Source organism: Nocardioides turkmenicus, assembly GCF_011045035.1.
Lineage (GTDB): Bacteria > Actinomycetota > Actinomycetes > Propionibacteriales > Nocardioidaceae > Nocardioides > Nocardioides turkmenicus.
Genome location: NZ_JAALAA010000002.1, coordinates 315,532 through 330,691 on the forward strand (window position 1 = coordinate 315,532; position 15,160 = coordinate 330,691).

Consider the following 15,160-nt stretch of genomic DNA (forward strand, 5'->3'; position numbering starts at 1 on the left):
CCTCATAGGAGGTGGGAACCGTTGAACGACCGACGCAAAGGCACAAAGCAGCGGATGCTGGCCAGCGCAGTTACTCTGCTCCGCGAGCGCGGGTCGCGCGGTGTCACTGTCGACGCCGTGCTCGCCGACAGTGGTGCGCCGAGAGGGTCGGTGTACCACCACTTCCCCGGCGGCCGCGATCAGCTGGTCCGCGAGGCTGCGCAGTTTGCAACCGACTTCATCACGACGCGGATCGCCAACATGGCGACCGAGCCCGACACGGCCCTCGACCGCTTTATCGATATGTGGTCCCAGATGCTGCTCGATACCGACTACCGGGCGGGATGCCCGATCGTCGGTGTGACGGTTGCGGCCGAGGCCGACAGCGATCTGGCCAACGACACGTTCCGTACATGGGCGAGGCAGCTCACCGAGTTCTACCGCGCCGACGGACTCACCGAGGACGCCGCGACGACGCTCGCCACCTCAACCATCGCAGCAGTCGAGGGCGCCATTATCCTCAGCCGCGCTGAGCGGTCGACAAGACCGATGGACGACGTGCGTCGCATGCTCCATGCCTATCACGCCGTGTTAGGACGCGACGGCGGCAAGGCGTGACCGGACAGGGAAGCCAGCGCGTGTCTGGGAAGAGGACACCTTGACCGCGTTGGAGGGGCTGGCACCGCGCTTGCTCTCGCCAGCGTGGCTACTCTGGCGAATCCGGATCGTCCTGACCATCCTGCTCGGAGGCGCCAATCTCATCGGTGCCGGGGTCGCCTACTGCCTGGTGGTTCTCGTCGTGCCCAGCCCCCAAGTGGCTGAGCGGGATCAACTCGAGCTGCTGAACCTGGTACTCACAGCGGCCTACACCCTGCCCGCCGTCGCCCTCGCGACCCTTCGCGGTTACGCGATCACCAGGGGGATCGCAACCTGGCAGAGGGAGCAGCGGGAACCAGAATCCGGTGAGCAGGAGAAGTTGCTCCGCACCCCTGCGCGGCTGGTCTGGGTGCAGGTGCAGCTTTGGATCCTGGCGGCCGTGGTGTTCGGACTTCTCAACGCCCAGCGCAGCGCTGGCCTCGGCGGACTGGTCATGCTGGTCGTCGGGCTGACAGGGCTTGCCGTCTGCACTGTGACGTACCTTATGGCAGAGCGCGTGTTGCGTCCCCTGGCTCGGCGTGCCCTGACCTCAGGAGTGCCAGACCGCCTAGGAATCCGCACGGTCGGCTTCCGGGCCATGCTGGTCTGGATCTTCGGCACCGGGATAGCGGTACTCGGCATTGTCCTGTCAGGCCTACTCGCCCTTCTTCTGGGCGACGAGGTGTCCCGACGCCAGCTCGTGATCACCATGGTGGTACTCGGTGGCACGGCGTTGCTAGTCGGTTCATTCAGCACGTTCCTCGCATCCAGAGCAGTCGCCGACCCCGTGCGGGCCATGCGGGATGGCGTCGCGCGAGTCCGTCGCGGCGACCTCACCGCTCGGGTCGAGATCTACGACGGCACCGAGCTGGGCATCCTCCAAGCCGGGTTCAATGACATGATGGCAGGCTTGCGGGAGCGCGAGCAGATCCGGGAGCTATTCGGCCAGCAGGTCGGCGTGGATGTGGCCCGCACAGCGCTCGAAGGCGGCGTGAACCTCGGCGGCGAGGTGCGGGACGTCGCAGTCCTCTTCGTCGACATCATCGGGTCCACCGCCTTAGCCACCCGACGCCCGCCTGACGAGGTCGTCACCCTGCTCAACAGGTTCTTCGGCGTCGTCATCGACGTCGTGCACGAGCACGGCGGCTGGATCAACAAGTTCGCCGGCGACGCCGCACTCGCGATCTGGGGCGCCCCGGTCGAGGTCGAGGACCGCGCGCGCCGGGCACTTGCCGCAGCCCGCATTCTCGCGCACCGGTTGGCCTTCGAGGTGCCCGAGCTCACCGCTGCCATCGGCATCTCTGCCGGACCGGTGGTCGCTGGCAACGTCGGCACCCACGAGCGTCACGAGTACACGGTGATTGGGGATCCCGTAAACGAGGCCGCCCGTCTGACAGACCACGCCAAGGGGGTCCGGGGCCGCGTGATCGCCCGCGCCAACCTCCTCCCTGCGGCCGACGGGGAGAGCTCGCACTGGCAGGTCCTCGAGCCCGTCACCGTCCGCGGCCGCAGCGAGCCCACCCCGATCGCAAGACTCCAGCGACAGTGACCACTACTAGAAGTTGATCGAGTCAGCATTCAGCGCGACCCGCCGAGCCACACTGTGGTGCTCGGTGAGCCGGCGCACGACCTCGTCGAGTAAGTCCTGGACGCATAGGGCGTGTCTCCAAAGTCGGGGTGTTGGTAAGGAACGTGTCACCGGCGGCAAACGAGCAGTGCTGGGCGCTCGCTGTGCTTGTGCGCTGGCGTTCGAGGACGACAGGTATTAGCTGTGTCGGCAACGCTCGTAGGCAACCGCGCGGCGTACCTCGTCCTGGCTCCGACCTTGCTCATTCCAGGCCGGCATTGAGGAACTTCGCTAGGCGCTCCATGCCCTCGGCCAACGCATCGTCGGCGAGGGCGTAGGAGAACCGGGCGTATCCAGGGGCGCCAAACGCTTCGCCCGGAACGAAGGCAACCTTGGCGTTGTCGAGCACCATCTCGGCTAGTTGCAGAGTGGATGTGATCGGTGTGCCATAAAGTCGTCGGCCCATCAGGCCCTGGATCGACGGGAAGATGTAGAAGGCTCCGCTGGGCAGTTCGCACTCGATCCCCGGCATCTGGGCAAGGGAACGGTGAATGGCTTGGCGGCGCTGGGCGAAGGCGCGATGCATCCGGCCGAACTCCTCAAGGTTGCCAGAGACAGCTGCGTTTGCCGCTCTCTGTGCAACGTGAGACACATGTGAGGTTACATGTGACTGGTAGTGCTCGAACTGCGGAGCAAGCGGGATGGGGGCGAGTAGCCACCCGACGCGCCATCCCGTCATGCTGTGGGTCTTGGCGACCCCGTTGACCACGATCGTTCGCTGGGCCATCTCCGGGACCTCGACCGGGATGGAGTGGAACGTGGCGTCTCCGTAGACCAGATGCTCGTAGATCTCGTCGGTGATGATCCAGACGTCGTGTTCAAGTGCCCATCGTCCGATCGCCTGGATCTGCTCCCTGGTGTAGACGGCTCCAGTCGGATTTGAGGGCGATGCCAGCACGAGGGCCTTGGTCCGAGTGGTGAAGGCGGCGTCTAGGTCATCCACCGTCAACCGAAACCCGGTGTCCTCGCGACAGGTGACAAGCCGGACGATGCCGCCGAGCATCTTTGTCGCTTCTGGGTAGGTGCTCCAGTAAGGCGTCGGAACGAGGACCTCATCGCCATTCTCGACGAGGGCGGCAAGGGCGGCAAAGACCGCCTGCTTGCCCCCATTGGTCACCAGAACCTGTTCCGGCGCGACTTGGAACCCGCTGTCGCGACGTGTCTTCTCTGCGATGTTGGCCCGCAGTTCCGGAAGTCCCGCTGTCGGACCGTACTTCTGCATCCGCGGATCCCGGCACGCCTCGACGGCAGCCTCGACGATATGGCTAGGGGTTGGGAAGTCGGGCTCACCTGCGCCGAAGCTGACGATGTTCTCGCCGGCGGCGCGTAGCGCCTTTGCCTTGCTGTCCACGATCAGCGTGGGTGATCCCGAAACAGCATTGAACCGCTGAGATGTTGCCAATGGGGCGTTGCTCACTTGGGCTCCTGCTCTGCGAGGGGGGTGTGCTCGGGCAACGTGTTGATGCTTGAGGTTGTAGTGCGGCTCCTGCGTCCGACCAGTGGTGATGTTCTTGTCAGGGAGAGTCCGACAACGCAGCCCAGTAGGAGCACGATCCATCCGGTTGTGTAAGAGTCGGTACGGTCGCTGAGGAGCCCCAGCAAGGGTGGCGCGAGCACGACAGCCACCTGGTTGAAAGCCATGGCACTACCGATCGCGAAACCCTGTCGGCCGGGCGGCGAGACCTCAGAGAGATAGGTGACCCAAGGTCCGTACCAGCCGATCCCGAAGAAACCGAGCAGAGCGACGATCCCACTGATCGCCCAGGGACTCTCAACAGGCAGCTTCACCAAGGCGAATATCGCGACGGCGCAGGCGACCATGCACATACGTACGGTGGTGAAGCGGTCGGCGCCAGCACGATCGGTAAGTGCCGCGAGCGCGACCCGCCCGACGACGCCTGCGGCTTGTGCGAGGACGACGAAGCCAGCTGCCTGACCAAGCGGGAGTCCGACCGTGTGGTGAAGGTGCAGCGCAGTCAGCAGAAGCACTCCGTACTGCACCGTGATGAGGACGACTCCGGCCGCAATGATGCGTCTCATCTCAGGTGAGCGCAGAACCTCCGTGCGCGAGGTGTGATTCCCTGTGGCCTCGCGAGGACCCGCAGGCGATTGCAGTTCAGGAGGCCGACGGTAGAGAGCGGCGAAGCAGATCGCACCCAGGAGAGCGACGCCACCGCCGAACAGTAGCGTCGCCTGCCATCCGAAATGGACGCTGATCATCGGAAGGCAGGCAGCAGCAGCGGCACCGCCAAGGGGGAGCCCTGCTTGCCGGATACCCATCGCCAGGCCGCGCTGGTTGGCAGGGAACCATCCAGCGACGGCTTTGCTACCTCCGGGTTGCGCCGTGCTGTATCCGGCTCCGACCACCAGGAGCGCTAAGAGCAGCCACGGGTAGGAGGAGGTGATACTGCCGGCGAGCAACGCGATCCCGACCATGGCTGTGCCGCAGGCGACAACCGTTCGTTCGCCCAGTCGATCGAGCAACTCGCCAGCGATGACCAGCCCGACCAGAGGAACCAGTTGCGCGGCCGACAGGAGCAGACCGAGTTCAAACGTGTTCAACGACAACGCGAGCTGGAGGTAACCCCCGAGTGCACCGAGGCCCTGCACGAAGAAGCAGGCCATCGCCTGGGCAAAGGTAGCCGCCGTCAAGATCACCCACCGGTAGGACCGTTCCTCAGACCCAGCAGAACCCACCGTCACCGTCGCGACACCAGCACTTGAGCGTCCGCGAGATGCGTGAAGCGCTGGGAAGGGTCACGTTGCTCGTTAGCCGCTTGCTCACGCAGCATGTCGATCCTCATGCGGCGCTCCACTACGTCGGTGTCGGTCTCTTGGTCCACCCCGTGACGCCCGATCTCATCACGCGCGATGGCAACGAGGTCCGCGTTCTCACCCTCGACCACCCTACCGGCCTCGTCAACGATGTACGGGGTGTCCTCCATGCCCACGCGCAAGATGTCCACTCCGCTATCTGGTTGCGCGGCATAGGCCGCGATCCTGCGTAGGGCACAGACTGCACGTCCTTCCGGGTCGATGTCGAGGGGCAGGAAGTGCTCTTCGGCCTGCTGCGGGAGTACAGCCGCACCGACGCTGATCGTTACTCGCCTCGTGCGCGTCGTGGGGTCATCGAGGTCGTACTCCAGGCGTTTGGCCAAGTCGACGACGGCCTTGAACTCTGCGTAAGTATGCGGAAATGGCAAACGCGGCGAGAATCCGAAAAGGAGGGTGACATTCAGCTGACCCGAGTCACCGAGGCGGATGTGCGGATGTTCGATAGCGTAGCGCGCCATCGCGTAACTGCGATCCAGTTGGACCCACTCGATCTCATGAAGCAGGCCCAACTGTCGCCGACGCTTGACGGCCTCACTGTAAACAAGGAACTGTACGCGAGGAGAAGTTCTTCCATAGTCTGCACCATTCGAGGTCGAATGCGTTTGAAGTGATGCTGACTCCTCGTTATCGCTAGGCACATTCTGCTCGACAATGTCAGCGAACGCGCGGCTGCTCACCATCTCGGGCGAGATGGGACCGAACTTGCGCTCGATCTCGCAGATCACTTGAAGCTCCACCGCCGCCTGGATGGTCACGAAGTGGGCCCCACCAAGGTGAAGGGGCAGCGCGCACTGACTCACCCGCTCCCACTCGCCAAACTGAGCCACCCGCTCACGCACTTCGGCGCCATTGCGACTGGCACCGAAGCTCAGGAGCATGCCCGGACACTCGCGCTGGATGCGGCTGCTCACCGCCTGGTAGATCGAATTATCCGTTGTCTGTTCACGGGTCTCAGGGTTGCGAGCATGGTAGTGGAAGTACCGAACTCCAGCTTGGTACAGAGTGACCGCCTCCTCGACGGTCTCCTCGACGGCAGCTTTGATCGATGCTCCTGTGCAGATTCGATCGAGCACATCATCACCGGTTGCCCGGTGGTTCCACGGCGTGAACTTCGCGCCTGTCGATGCACACCCGAGAATTAGTCGACCTGACATCTATTCCTCCGAAGACAAATTTGGACAGCATGCCATGCGAATTCCGCGGTCGCGACCGTCGCAACGAACCACCCGCAACCGACTGATTCCCCCAAATAACGGTGTCAATTTGCCGCGATCCCGTCGACAGACCGAACTCAACTGTTACGCGAACTTTACGTGCGCAAGATCTGTCTGATAGCAGAGTCGCTGACAGGCATGGTCATGCGTGCTAGAACCTCGAATTCACAGGAATGGAGACGTTAGTCACAGCAGACGGTCAAATAGTTAGAAAATCAAGCGCACGATGTCTCAGGCATGCATCATGCGCAAGGAGCCGGGGCCACAACATCCGCGCAGCCGCACTCTCGGCGATCATGGCTGCGCCTCAGTCGTCGACGCTGGAGCCCTTCTCGCTCATCGCGGCCGCAGCAACTCGAGGCTGAGGGAACCTGTTTCCCTGGCCTTGCTTGAGCCGTTGCCAGGGGTGGAGCGACTCATGCCTTAGGTGTGATGCCCAGGGAGGTTGCACTGCCCTGGGGCGATGAGCCTGCTGAGAGGTGAAGGCCTCCGGTTGTGAAGTGGAGCTTGTCTAGTTGTTGCGGGACGGCAGGTTGTTGACGTCCGGCCTACATGGTTGCCACAAGGGTGTCTCGATTAGCTGTTTCGTATGACTTCGGTTGAGTCGACGTCGACCTGGTGACCGTGAGCGTCGGTCGGGCGCAGGCGGGCTAGCGGGTTGCCACCCTCGTCCACGAGGGCGGAGTGCGCTTCGTCGTCGGCGAACGCGTGACGCTCACCCCACTGACGCAAGGCCACGATGACCGTGAAGAGGTCACGGCCTGCGTCGGTAAGGACGTAGACCTGGCGTCGTCCGGAGATCGCTGTCTCTCGTTTGAGAATGCCGTGATCGACGAGGCGGCGAAGCCGGTCGGTGAGGATGTTGCGCGCGACGCCGGTGCGTTGCTGGAAGTCGGTGAACGACCGCGCGTTGTCCATCGCGTCGCGAATGATCAGCAGGCTCCACCGGTCTCCGACGAGGTCGAGCGTCCGCGCGACTGGGCACGTTGGGTCGGTCCAGGTCACGTCGTCAACGTGCACGGCTGAGTTCATCACGGCTCCCGATGAGTTGCATATTGAAACCATTCTGCCATACTCGAATCAGTTGCAAATTGCTACTGATTGGGGAGGGTGTGGGACTCACGCATGGCCGAAGGATGCTGCTCGCGACGGTCTGCTCGGTCGCGGTCGCGACGATCTACGTCGCCCAACCCGTGCTCGCGCAGATTGGGCGAGACCTAGGAGTGCCCGAGTCTGACCTCGGGTGGATCGTGGCGGCTGGACAGATCGGCTACATGGTCGGCTTGGCTGTCCTGGTCCCGTTGGGAGACATGCTGGACCGGCGCAAGCTCATCGGGGGCCAACTCCTCCTCGCCGCAGTCGGCATGCTGGTGGCCGCGGTCGCCCCTGGTCTGTGGCTGTTGCTCGCCGGTCTCGCCGCGACGGGTGTGTTCGCCGTCGTCGTGCAGACCACCGTCGCACTTGCTGCTGATCTGTCCACGCCTACGGAGCGGGGTCGCACGCTCGGAATCGTGACTTCCGGCGTCATCATCGGGATCCTCGGGGCGCGCGTCCTGGCGGGGGTTCTCGCCGACCTGTGGGGGTGGCGAAGCATCTACGTCACGCTCATGCTGCTCCTCGTTGCGCTCTCGATCGCGGTGTTGAAGCAGCTGCCAGCAGACCATCGGTCGAGTCGTCGGACCTACGGCGACGTGCTGACCTCGCTCGGGCACCTCCTCCGCGAGCCGCTGTTCATCTCGCGCGGTCTGATCGCGTTCTTCCTCTTCGCGTCCTTCGGCACGCTTTGGAGCGGACTCGCGCTACCACTGGCTGCCGAACCGTGGCAGCTGAGCACGGCCCAGATCGGCTTGTTCGGAATCGCCGGGCTCGCTGGCGCACTGGGAGCTGCACGGGCAGGCCGATGGGCCGACACCGGCCGAGCCAACTCCGTGACCGGTACTGCGCTCGCTCTGTTGGCCCTGTCCTGGATCGCATCCGGGCAGGCGACCTGGTCGCTATGGCTGGTGCTCGTCGGTGTCATCGTCCTGGACTTCGCTGTCCAGGCCGCGCACGTCAGCAACCAGACTCTTCTCACCGCCGCGTACTCGGGTCAGACCAGCAGCGCCATCGGCGGCTACATGATCTTCTACTCGCTCGGCTCCGCCCTCGGCGCGACCGCCACCACCACGATCTACTCCGCTTCAGGGTGGACAGGATGTGCCGTTCTCGGCGCAAGCTTTGCCCTCTGCGGACTACTCACCTGGGCGCTCAGCCGGCGTAGGGTCACGAGAACGCGACGTGACGCCGCTGCCCACAGCGCAGGTCGTACGGACGCGACGCCGAAGGCAGGCTGAGGATGAATCATCCGAACGCGCCGCTGTCGATCGAGGGACACCGGCGGCTGATCGAGCGCTGCTCGACCAGACCCATCGCCCACGTCGCGGCAGAGATGGGGATCTCACGCGCATGTGCGTCGAAATGGGTCAACCGCTACCGCCAATTCGGCGCGGTTGGCCTCGCCGATCGATCCTCCGCACCGCGCACACAGCCAGCCGCAACCTCCCCGGAGATCCTAGCCAAGATTGAGAATCTCCGCCGCGCCCGCAAATGGTCGTCGGCTCGCATCGCCTTCGACGTGCCGGTCGCCACAACGCGTCGAAGCTTCCCATCCAGATCACGAACACGCGTGGACGCGACGTGGTTGCGCCCTTCCAGGCGGACGTTGATCACCCCGTACGTTCCGATCCGTGTCCGCGGCCGTCCGCCGCTCACTGTTCCTCGCCTCCGAGGTGGCGGGCCGCATCGGCCTCCTCCATCCCGGTCAGCCAGGCATCGATCTCCGCGCGCCGGAATCTCAGCTCCCGGCCGACGCGGAAGCCTCGGGGACCACGGCCCTGAGACCGCAGGTCGTAGAGCGTCTGCGCAGGTACCCCCAGGTCCTAGGCCAGTTGCGAGAGCGTCAGCACCTCCGTAGGAGAGTGCACGAAATCAGTGATGAGAGGGCGGTTCGTCGTATACATGCACCTCAGGTGCACGAGCCCCGCCGAGGGCCTCCTAGAAACAGAAAGCCACCTCGAGCCGCAACTCGAAGTGGCCAGTATCTGGTCAGTCTGCATGTCCGTCTCCTCCGAGAGGATCTGGCGCATCCTGCCTGACCTGCATGTTCTGCGCGCCTGTAGGGATTCGAACCCCAAACCTTCTGATCCGTAGTCAGATGCTCTATCCGTTGAGCTACAGGCGCAGCGTTACCGAAGCAACGTGTAGAACAGTAGCGGAAGATGGTCCGTGACCAGAAATCGCCACGTGTGAGAAGATCTGGCGCTAGCCACAGCATCGGGGAGGTGGAGCGTGAGCAAGCGTCAACCTACGCCGTCCGGCGAGGAGAAGAACGTGATCAACGAGGGGCACGCGCCCAGTACGCGTGCATTGCTCGAGTCCAAAGGCATCGAGCTCTTCGAGCTCATCGCAGACAGAGGCGAGCTCCCCGCATCGGACCCTCGGATCAGCCAGGACGGAGAATTCGCTGACGCACTGGCCGCGCTGGAAGAACTCGGGCTCGTGCGCAAGGCTGGCGACGGCGACTCCAGCTGGGTGCCCGTTGACCCGGCGACCGTCCAGGCGCAGATCGTTGCCCCGATGACGCAGGAAGGTATTCGCCTGCTCCAGGAGTCCGCCGAATGGGCCAACAACTTCACAGCCCTTCGAAGCGCATGGCGGCGGTCGGCACCTGATGACGAACGCGGCCCGTTCACCTACGTGCATCGACCCGCCATCCAGCCATTCGTCGACTCACTCGCCGCCGAGTGCGAGTTCGAGGCGCTGACCGCGCAGCCCCAGAACCGCAGGGCGGGAGGGGACGCACTTGCGGAGGCGATCGCCAAGGAGCAGGCGATGATCAAGCGCGGGGTCACGATGCGCACGCTCTACCAGCACGCCGCGAGGCGTAGCAGCGAGACGCGGGAGTACGTCTCGGCTGTAGTCGCAGCGGGCGGCGAAGTCCGCACCCTCGACGAGTTTTTCAACCGGATGCTGATCTTCGACCGCCGAATTGCGGTCATCCCCAGCCCGGAAGGGGTCGATGTCGCCGTTGCCGTCCGCGAGCCATCAGTCGTGGCCTATCTGGTCGACGTCTTCGAGCGAGCATGGGAGCGCGGGCGCCCGTTCGGTCATGGCGACGCCTCCACACTGAAGGACATCGCCGGCGAGCAGCGGTCCATGACCTTGAGAATGCTGATCGAGGGCCACTCAGATCCCGCCGCCTCGAAGAGGTTGGGCGTCAGCCCTCGGACCTACGCCGGCTACGTGGCTGACCTGAAGGAGGAGTTCGACGTCGACACCCGATTCCAACTCGGATACGAGATCGGCCGTAGCGGCGCGAGCACTATCGACGACTGAGTTGAGGCAACGCTTGAGCCTGATCAGCCCCAGGTGATGTCCTTCGACTGAAAGTTCGAGGCCGACGCATCGGTGAGGCCCCAAGTGATGTCCAGGCTCTTGACCGCCTGCTTCGGTTCACCGCCGAATCCCCAGGTGATGTCCGCCTGGGCCGGGCCTGCGGGGAACAGCGTGACCGCAACCGTCGCCGCCGAGGCCAGCGCGAGAGCCGCCGCAGTGCGTACGAACTTCATGTTCTTCCCTTCCTGGTCTCGAGGCCGATTCCGGTGCCGAGAGGCCTACAGGATGATTATTGTGCAGGCAGGTGACTTTCGGGTAACCCAAGTTCCGGCGTACGGACTTTTGCATTGCTTAAAACTGCAGGTCAGATAGCAGTTTGGCCCCCTCGCAAAGGGGGGCCAAACTCGTTGAAACCGGCGGAGGCGGAGGGATTTGAACCCTCGATGGGGTTTTAGCCCCAAACCCGCTTAGCAGGCGGGCGCCATAGACCAGACTAGGCGACGCCTCCATACTGCGCGAACAGGCTACAAGACCAGCAGGCCTGGGACCAATCAGGGCGCTTCAGTCGTTCCGGAAGCCTGGTCGAGCGGCTTGATGGTGGCCTTCAGATGGGCCTGCAGATCGCGTACGAACTGCTCTCGGTCGATGGCGAGGATGCTCACCGGAATGGTCGTGGCGCCGCCCTTCTTGAGCCGAAGCTCCAGGCAGGGGCTGCCGGCGGGCATCGTCGTCACGGCTTCCTGGATGTCGGCCCAACGGGCCTCGCGGACACCGGCACCGCGCACGAGCGCGATCTTGTAGCCCTGGGCGCTGGCGCGCAGGACGTACGCCTTGTTGCGAAGCCACCAGCCGAACCCGATCACGGCGATCACGCCGACGACCAGCGGGATGAAGATCCAGGCGAAGTCGATCCGCGCCGCGATCACGACGGCGGTGCCGGCGAAGACCAGCAGCGCCAGGCCGACCACCGCGGCGCCGAGGAGGCGGGCCTGCACGGTGGGAGCGAGACGGTAGTAGGTGGGCTCAGCGGATGACACGCTCTCCATTGTGACCGACACCGAGGCCCGGAGCCGCATCGGCTTGCTCCTTTACGTGACCTAGGTCACAATCTGCTCATGACAGGTGTGCTTCCCAATATGTCGGATGCTCTTCGGGCCCTGGATACCGCTATCGCCGCTCCCCGCCCGGGAGCCAACGTCGGCCTCTGGCGCTGGTCGGTGCGCCAGCGCCTCGCGGGCGTACGTGAGGCGCTGCTGGTCCTCGACAACGGCCAGGAGTGGCATGCGCTCAACGACGTCGGCGCACTGCGCGACCGCGGCACGCTGCTGAGCCGGCTCGCCGTCCTCGCCGACGACGTGCTCGACCGCACCGATCTCGAGGATCTCCTCCTCGAGCTGCGGCGGTTGATGATCGACGTGGATCGGCACCTGCAAGAGGTCTAGCGTCAACAGACGCTCAATCTGGCAGAGGGGGCGGGATTCGAACCCGCGGTAGGTCTCCCTACGACCGCTTTCAAGGCGGTTCCGATCGGCCACTCCGGCACCCCTCCATGCGCCCGTGGGCGCGTCAATGGAGTCTAGTGCGCCTGAGGCTCAGGCGCTCAACTCGACGAGAACGTCGCCCTCCTGGACGACATCCCCGCTGGCGACCTTGACCGCCACCACGGTGCCCGGCGCCTCGGCGAGGACCGGGATCTCCATCTTCATGGACTCCAGGAGCACGACGGTGTCCCCCGCGGCGACCTTGTCTCCGGGCTGCACTCCGACGCTCATGACGTTCGCGACCATCTCGGCAGCGATCGTGGTGGGGGCTCTGCGGCTCATACCCCAGAACGTACGGGTTACCCGACGGTATCCCTAGGCCGTGTCTTTGGGAGACACGGCCTAGCCAGAACGAGCCTCAGAGCAGCGCGTGGGTGCGGCCCGGCTCGGGGCGTACGGCGCTGGCCTCGTCGGCCTCACGCGCCGCCCGGCGACCGCTTCCACCGGCCGTCGAGCCGGTCAGTGCGAGGTCGATGCGGATGATCACGAAGGCGATCACCAGGCCGACCAGGATGCTGTAGACGACCGACAGACCCGCCTCGGCGAGGCCGACGTCGGGGTTGAGGAACGTGCTCGCGACCGGGGCGGTGAGCGCGACGCCGAAGAGGCAGACCCACCAGCCCTGGCGGCGCCGGGAGCGCATGTGGGTGCCCCAGACCAGCGCCGGGACGCCGAAGAGCGCCTGGATCGGGTGCGGGTAGCCACCGATGTGGAGGCGGCACCATCGCTGCATCTCGTCGATCGAGTCGATCAGGCCGGTGCTGCCGTAGCGGCGCAGCATCTCGGCGTAGATCAGGGTGAGCGCGAGCATCAGGCCGCCGATGCCGACCACGATCGCGCCTCGTCGGCCGAGGCCGTGCAGGCCGGCGCCGAGGCGGTAGACCGCGAAGAAGGCGATCGCGAGCGAGCAGGCGAGCGTCGCGTACTCGAACCGGGAGACCATCACCACCGGCTCGAACCCGAGCGCGGCGAAGCTTCCCAGCGCGGCGATGCCGACGGCGATGAACGCCTCCCGGATCGTCTTCGGGAAGCGGCGCGACGGGACCGTGGCCATCACGGCCAGCACCGCCGCCACCGAGGCGACCAGGACCGCCGCACCCGTACGCAGCGCCTCGTTGTCCACGAGCACCACGACGAGCCCGGCAACCCCTGCCAGGGAGCCGAAGATCAGCGGCCGGCCACCGGTGCGGTGGGCCAGCGCGAAGGTGTAGGCGGTGCCGACGACGACGGCGCCGAGGGCGCCGAAGATCTGCGGGCCCAGGTCGAACGCGCTGACCGCGAGGCCGACGAGGCCGACGGCGAGCGCGACCAGCCAGATGGCCCGGACGGTGCCGGCGGTCAGGCTCTCGATGATGCCGAGACCGGCGCGGGCGGCGCCGGCACCGGGGACGCGCGGCTGCGCGAGGAACGAGGTCACCTTGGCCGCGGGTGTGGGCCGGCCGGGGGTCTCCGGCTCGTAGGGGCCCACGGGCTCGTGGACCGGCTCGAGGTGACCGGACTGGTAGGGGTCGGGCTGGTAGGCGTCGGGCTGGTAGGCGGGCTGCTGGACGTGGGTCGGCGTCTGCGGCGCCTGCGCGAGGCCGGTCAGGCCGACGTACGTCCCCGTCGTGGAGTAGGCCGGCGCCTGCCGCGCGCTCGGCGGCGGCGCGGTCGGGCCGCTCAGGGCAGGCTCGGGCTCGGTCCGGTACTCCGGCACCGGGTAGGCGTAGGGCGCCTCATCCGGGGCCGTGCGGGCGGCGCGCTTGCCGGTGTAGCCGTTCGGCTCGTCGAACTGCTCCGGCTCGGTGCGCCCGGCGATGCGGCGCCCACCACCCTGGGTGGGCGGCTCCTCGGGCGGCTGGGGGTCGTCGTACCACGTCTGGTCGGACCAGCCGGACTGGTTCCAGTCCTGGCCGTTGCTCTGGCCGTAGGGCTGGCCCGTGTCGTAGCTGGTCTCCTGATAGCCGGCGGACCAGTCGTCTTCCGCCCACTGGCCATACGCCAGCGCCTCGCTCGAGGTCGGCTCTACGTAGGCAGGTGTGGGCTCGCTGCGACCGGCTGCACGACGGCCACGCTTGCTCTTGTCAGCGCGACGGCGGGGGGCTCGGTCCATAACAGGCGAGGATACCGGGCAAGGGGTGAACCTAACGAGTCATCGATATCCGTTTACCGCTGCGACGAGGAGTTGTTGACCAGCGTCACATTCTGCGGTTGACCAGGGAGGGGTTGGTGCGGCGAGCCTCCTCGAGCACGGCCCGATCGATGGTCGCGGAGACGACCTCGTCGCCGTCCCCGGCCTCGGCCAGGACGTCCCCGAGCGGGTCGACGATCATCGAGTGACCGCAGTAGCGCGGCGCCGACTGCGCGGCGGCAGCGATGAAGACGGTGTTCTCGATCGCGCGTGCGCGCACGAGGGTGCGCCAGTGGTCGACCTTGCGGGGACCGGCCACCCAGGCCGCCGGGAGCACGATCAGCTCGGCACCCTGGTCGACCAGGCTCCGCGCGAGCTCGGGGAAGCGCAGGTCGTAGCAGGTCATCAGCCCCGTCGGCACGCCGTCGATGTCGACGACCACCGGCTCGACCGCACCCGCGACCAGCGCGTCGGACTCCTTGTAGCCGAAGGAGTCGTAGAGGTGGATCTTCCGGTACGCCCCCTCCGCCCCGCCCCGCACGAGCAGGGTGTTGAACGGCCGGCCGTCGGGATCACCGCTGGCCTCCAGCATCCCGGCCACCACCGTCGCCCCGCGTTTCTTGGCGACCCGCGTCAGCTCGGTCCCGAACGCCCCGTCCACGCTCTCCGCGAACGGGCTCAGGTCGGACCCGGGCTTGCCGAAGTCGCGCGCGAAGACCTCCGGGAAGACGACCAGGTCGCTGTCGCTCGGGGTCAGCTCGGCCAGGAGGGACCGGTTGGCGTCGGGCTCGAGACCCGAGGCTTGCTGCACGAGACTGATGCGGAGGCTGTTCCAGGTGGTCAC

At 65.7% G+C, this 15,160-nt stretch carries 15 protein-coding genes, 3 tRNA genes and 1 pseudogene; 6 read left to right on the forward strand and 13 right to left on the reverse strand.

Annotation, left to right across the window (positions count from 1 at the left end; genetic code table 11):
- The first annotated feature begins 21 nt into the window (after window positions 1–21).
- Both G5C66_RS03670 and G5C66_RS03675 read left to right on the forward strand, forming a co-directional pair.
- The gene (locus tag G5C66_RS03670; protein ID WP_241248176.1) at window positions 22–597 is read left to right on the forward strand and encodes a TetR/AcrR family transcriptional regulator; all 576 of its coding nucleotides are present in this window, start codon (window positions 22–24) and stop codon (window positions 595–597) included.
- 40 nt (window positions 598–637) lie between these two features.
- On the forward strand, window positions 638–2,164 hold the full coding sequence (locus G5C66_RS03675; RefSeq protein WP_165109594.1) for an adenylate/guanylate cyclase domain-containing protein: 1,527 nt from the start codon (window positions 638–640) through the stop codon (window positions 2,162–2,164).
- Window positions 2,165–2,444: 280 nt separating this feature from the next.
- Here the strand turns inward: G5C66_RS03675 and G5C66_RS03680 are convergent, their stop codons facing one another.
- From G5C66_RS03680 to G5C66_RS03695, 4 genes are all read right to left on the reverse strand, one after another.
- Window positions 2,445–3,659, reverse strand: coding sequence for a pyridoxal phosphate-dependent aminotransferase (locus G5C66_RS03680; RefSeq protein WP_338144054.1), 1,215 nt, complete (start codon window positions 3,657–3,659; stop codon window positions 2,445–2,447).
- Entirely contained in the window at window positions 3,656–4,900 is a 1,245-nt protein-coding gene (locus G5C66_RS25795; protein WP_338144055.1) for an MFS transporter, read from the reverse strand. Before G5C66_RS25795 ends, G5C66_RS03680 begins: the two co-directional genes overlap by 4 nt.
- 41 nt (window positions 4,901–4,941) lie before the next feature.
- Window positions 4,942–6,231 carry a 3-keto-5-aminohexanoate cleavage protein gene (locus G5C66_RS03690; RefSeq protein WP_165109596.1) on the reverse strand — a complete coding sequence of 430 codons (1,290 nt, stop codon included), beginning with the start codon at window positions 6,229–6,231 and terminating at the stop codon, window positions 4,942–4,944.
- A 636-nt stretch (window positions 6,232–6,867) separates the two neighbouring features.
- Window positions 6,868–7,296 (reverse strand): winged helix-turn-helix transcriptional regulator, encoded by a 429-nt coding sequence (locus G5C66_RS03695; protein ID WP_338144056.1) that lies wholly within the window; start codon window positions 7,294–7,296, stop codon window positions 6,868–6,870.
- Window positions 7,297–7,427: 131 nt separating this feature from the next.
- Here G5C66_RS03695 and G5C66_RS03700 point away from each other — a divergent pair, with 131 nt between their 5' ends.
- Together G5C66_RS03700 and G5C66_RS25800 are read left to right on the forward strand one after the other, a co-directional pair.
- Complete coding sequence (locus G5C66_RS03700; RefSeq protein ID WP_165109598.1) at window positions 7,428–8,624, forward strand: MFS transporter; 1,197 nt, start codon at window positions 7,428–7,430, stop codon at window positions 8,622–8,624.
- 2 nt (window positions 8,625–8,626) lie between these two features.
- Window positions 8,627–8,908, forward strand: a pseudogene (locus G5C66_RS25800) (helix-turn-helix domain-containing protein); the annotation flags it as partial.
- 130 nt (window positions 8,909–9,038) lie between these two features.
- Here G5C66_RS25800 and G5C66_RS27045 read toward each other — a convergent pair.
- Together G5C66_RS27045 and G5C66_RS03715 are read right to left on the reverse strand one after the other, a co-directional pair.
- Entirely contained in the window at window positions 9,039–9,206 is a 168-nt protein-coding gene (locus G5C66_RS27045; protein ID WP_420901727.1) for a helix-turn-helix transcriptional regulator, read from the reverse strand.
- Window positions 9,207–9,438: 232 nt separating this feature from the next.
- Window positions 9,439–9,511, reverse strand: a tRNA-Arg gene (locus G5C66_RS03715).
- Between the two features lie 107 nt (window positions 9,512–9,618).
- On the opposite strand from G5C66_RS03715, the gene G5C66_RS03720 reads away from it, so the two are divergent.
- Window positions 9,619–10,665 carry a LuxR family transcriptional regulator gene (locus tag G5C66_RS03720; protein ID WP_338144057.1) on the forward strand — a complete coding sequence of 349 codons (1,047 nt, stop codon included), beginning with the start codon at window positions 9,619–9,621 and terminating at the stop codon, window positions 10,663–10,665.
- 23 nt (window positions 10,666–10,688) lie between these two features.
- On the opposite strand, the gene G5C66_RS03725 is transcribed toward G5C66_RS03720, so the two are convergent.
- From G5C66_RS03725 to G5C66_RS03735, 3 genes are all read right to left on the reverse strand, one after another.
- On the reverse strand, window positions 10,689–10,898 hold the full coding sequence (locus G5C66_RS03725; RefSeq protein ID WP_165109599.1) for a hypothetical protein: 210 nt from the start codon (window positions 10,896–10,898) through the stop codon (window positions 10,689–10,691).
- A gap of 184 nt (window positions 10,899–11,082) precedes the next feature.
- Window positions 11,083–11,173 (reverse strand) — tRNA-Ser (locus G5C66_RS03730).
- Window positions 11,174–11,216: 43 nt separating this feature from the next.
- On the reverse strand, window positions 11,217–11,711 hold the full coding sequence (locus G5C66_RS03735) for a hypothetical protein (RefSeq protein ID WP_241248177.1): 495 nt from the start codon (window positions 11,709–11,711) through the stop codon (window positions 11,217–11,219).
- 90 nt (window positions 11,712–11,801) lie between these two features.
- Here G5C66_RS03735 and G5C66_RS03740 point away from each other — a divergent pair, with 90 nt between their 5' ends.
- Window positions 11,802–12,107 (forward strand): hypothetical protein, encoded by a 306-nt coding sequence (locus G5C66_RS03740; RefSeq protein WP_165109601.1) that lies wholly within the window; start codon window positions 11,802–11,804, stop codon window positions 12,105–12,107.
- 19 nt (window positions 12,108–12,126) lie between these two features.
- On the opposite strand, the gene G5C66_RS03745 is transcribed toward G5C66_RS03740, so the two are convergent.
- The 4 genes from G5C66_RS03745 to G5C66_RS03760 all read right to left on the reverse strand — a co-directional run bounded on the left by G5C66_RS03745 (window position 12,127) and on the right by G5C66_RS03760 (window position 15,160).
- A tRNA-Ser gene (locus G5C66_RS03745) sits at window positions 12,127–12,214 on the reverse strand.
- 43 nt (window positions 12,215–12,257) lie between these two features.
- Window positions 12,258–12,488, reverse strand: a complete 231-nt coding sequence (locus G5C66_RS03750; RefSeq protein WP_165109602.1) for a biotin/lipoyl-binding carrier protein — start codon at window positions 12,486–12,488, stop codon at window positions 12,258–12,260.
- Window positions 12,489–12,564: 76 nt separating this feature from the next.
- Window positions 12,565–14,298, reverse strand: coding sequence for a hypothetical protein (locus tag G5C66_RS25805; RefSeq protein WP_241248178.1), 1,734 nt, complete (start codon window positions 14,296–14,298; stop codon window positions 12,565–12,567).
- Between the two features lie 85 nt (window positions 14,299–14,383).
- Window positions 14,384–15,160 carry a nitrilase-related carbon-nitrogen hydrolase gene (locus G5C66_RS03760; protein WP_165109603.1) on the reverse strand — a complete coding sequence of 259 codons (777 nt, stop codon included), beginning with the start codon at window positions 15,158–15,160 and terminating at the stop codon, window positions 14,384–14,386.

Bases quoted from the DNA above. Each gene is read 5' to 3' on its own strand.
- G5C66_RS03690 (WP_165109596.1), bottom strand. From the start codon at position 6,231: ATGTCAGGTCGACTAATTCTCGGGTGTGCATCGACAGGCGCGAAGTTC.
- G5C66_RS03700 (WP_165109598.1), top strand. From the start codon at position 7,428: ATGCTGCTCGCGACGGTCTGCTCGGTCGCGGTCGCGACGATCTACGTC.
- G5C66_RS03725 (WP_165109599.1), bottom strand. From the start codon at position 10,898: ATGAAGTTCGTACGCACTGCGGCGGCTCTCGCGCTGGCCTCGGCGGCG.
- G5C66_RS03735 (WP_241248177.1), bottom strand. From the start codon at position 11,711: ATGGAGAGCGTGTCATCCGCTGAGCCCACCTACTACCGTCTCGCTCCC.
- G5C66_RS03740 (WP_165109601.1), top strand. From the start codon at position 11,802: ATGTCGGATGCTCTTCGGGCCCTGGATACCGCTATCGCCGCTCCCCGC.
- G5C66_RS03750 (WP_165109602.1), bottom strand. From the start codon at position 12,488: ATGAGCCGCAGAGCCCCCACCACGATCGCTGCCGAGATGGTCGCGAAC.
- G5C66_RS25805 (WP_241248178.1), bottom strand. From the start codon at position 14,298: ATGGACCGAGCCCCCCGCCGTCGCGCTGACAAGAGCAAGCGTGGCCGT.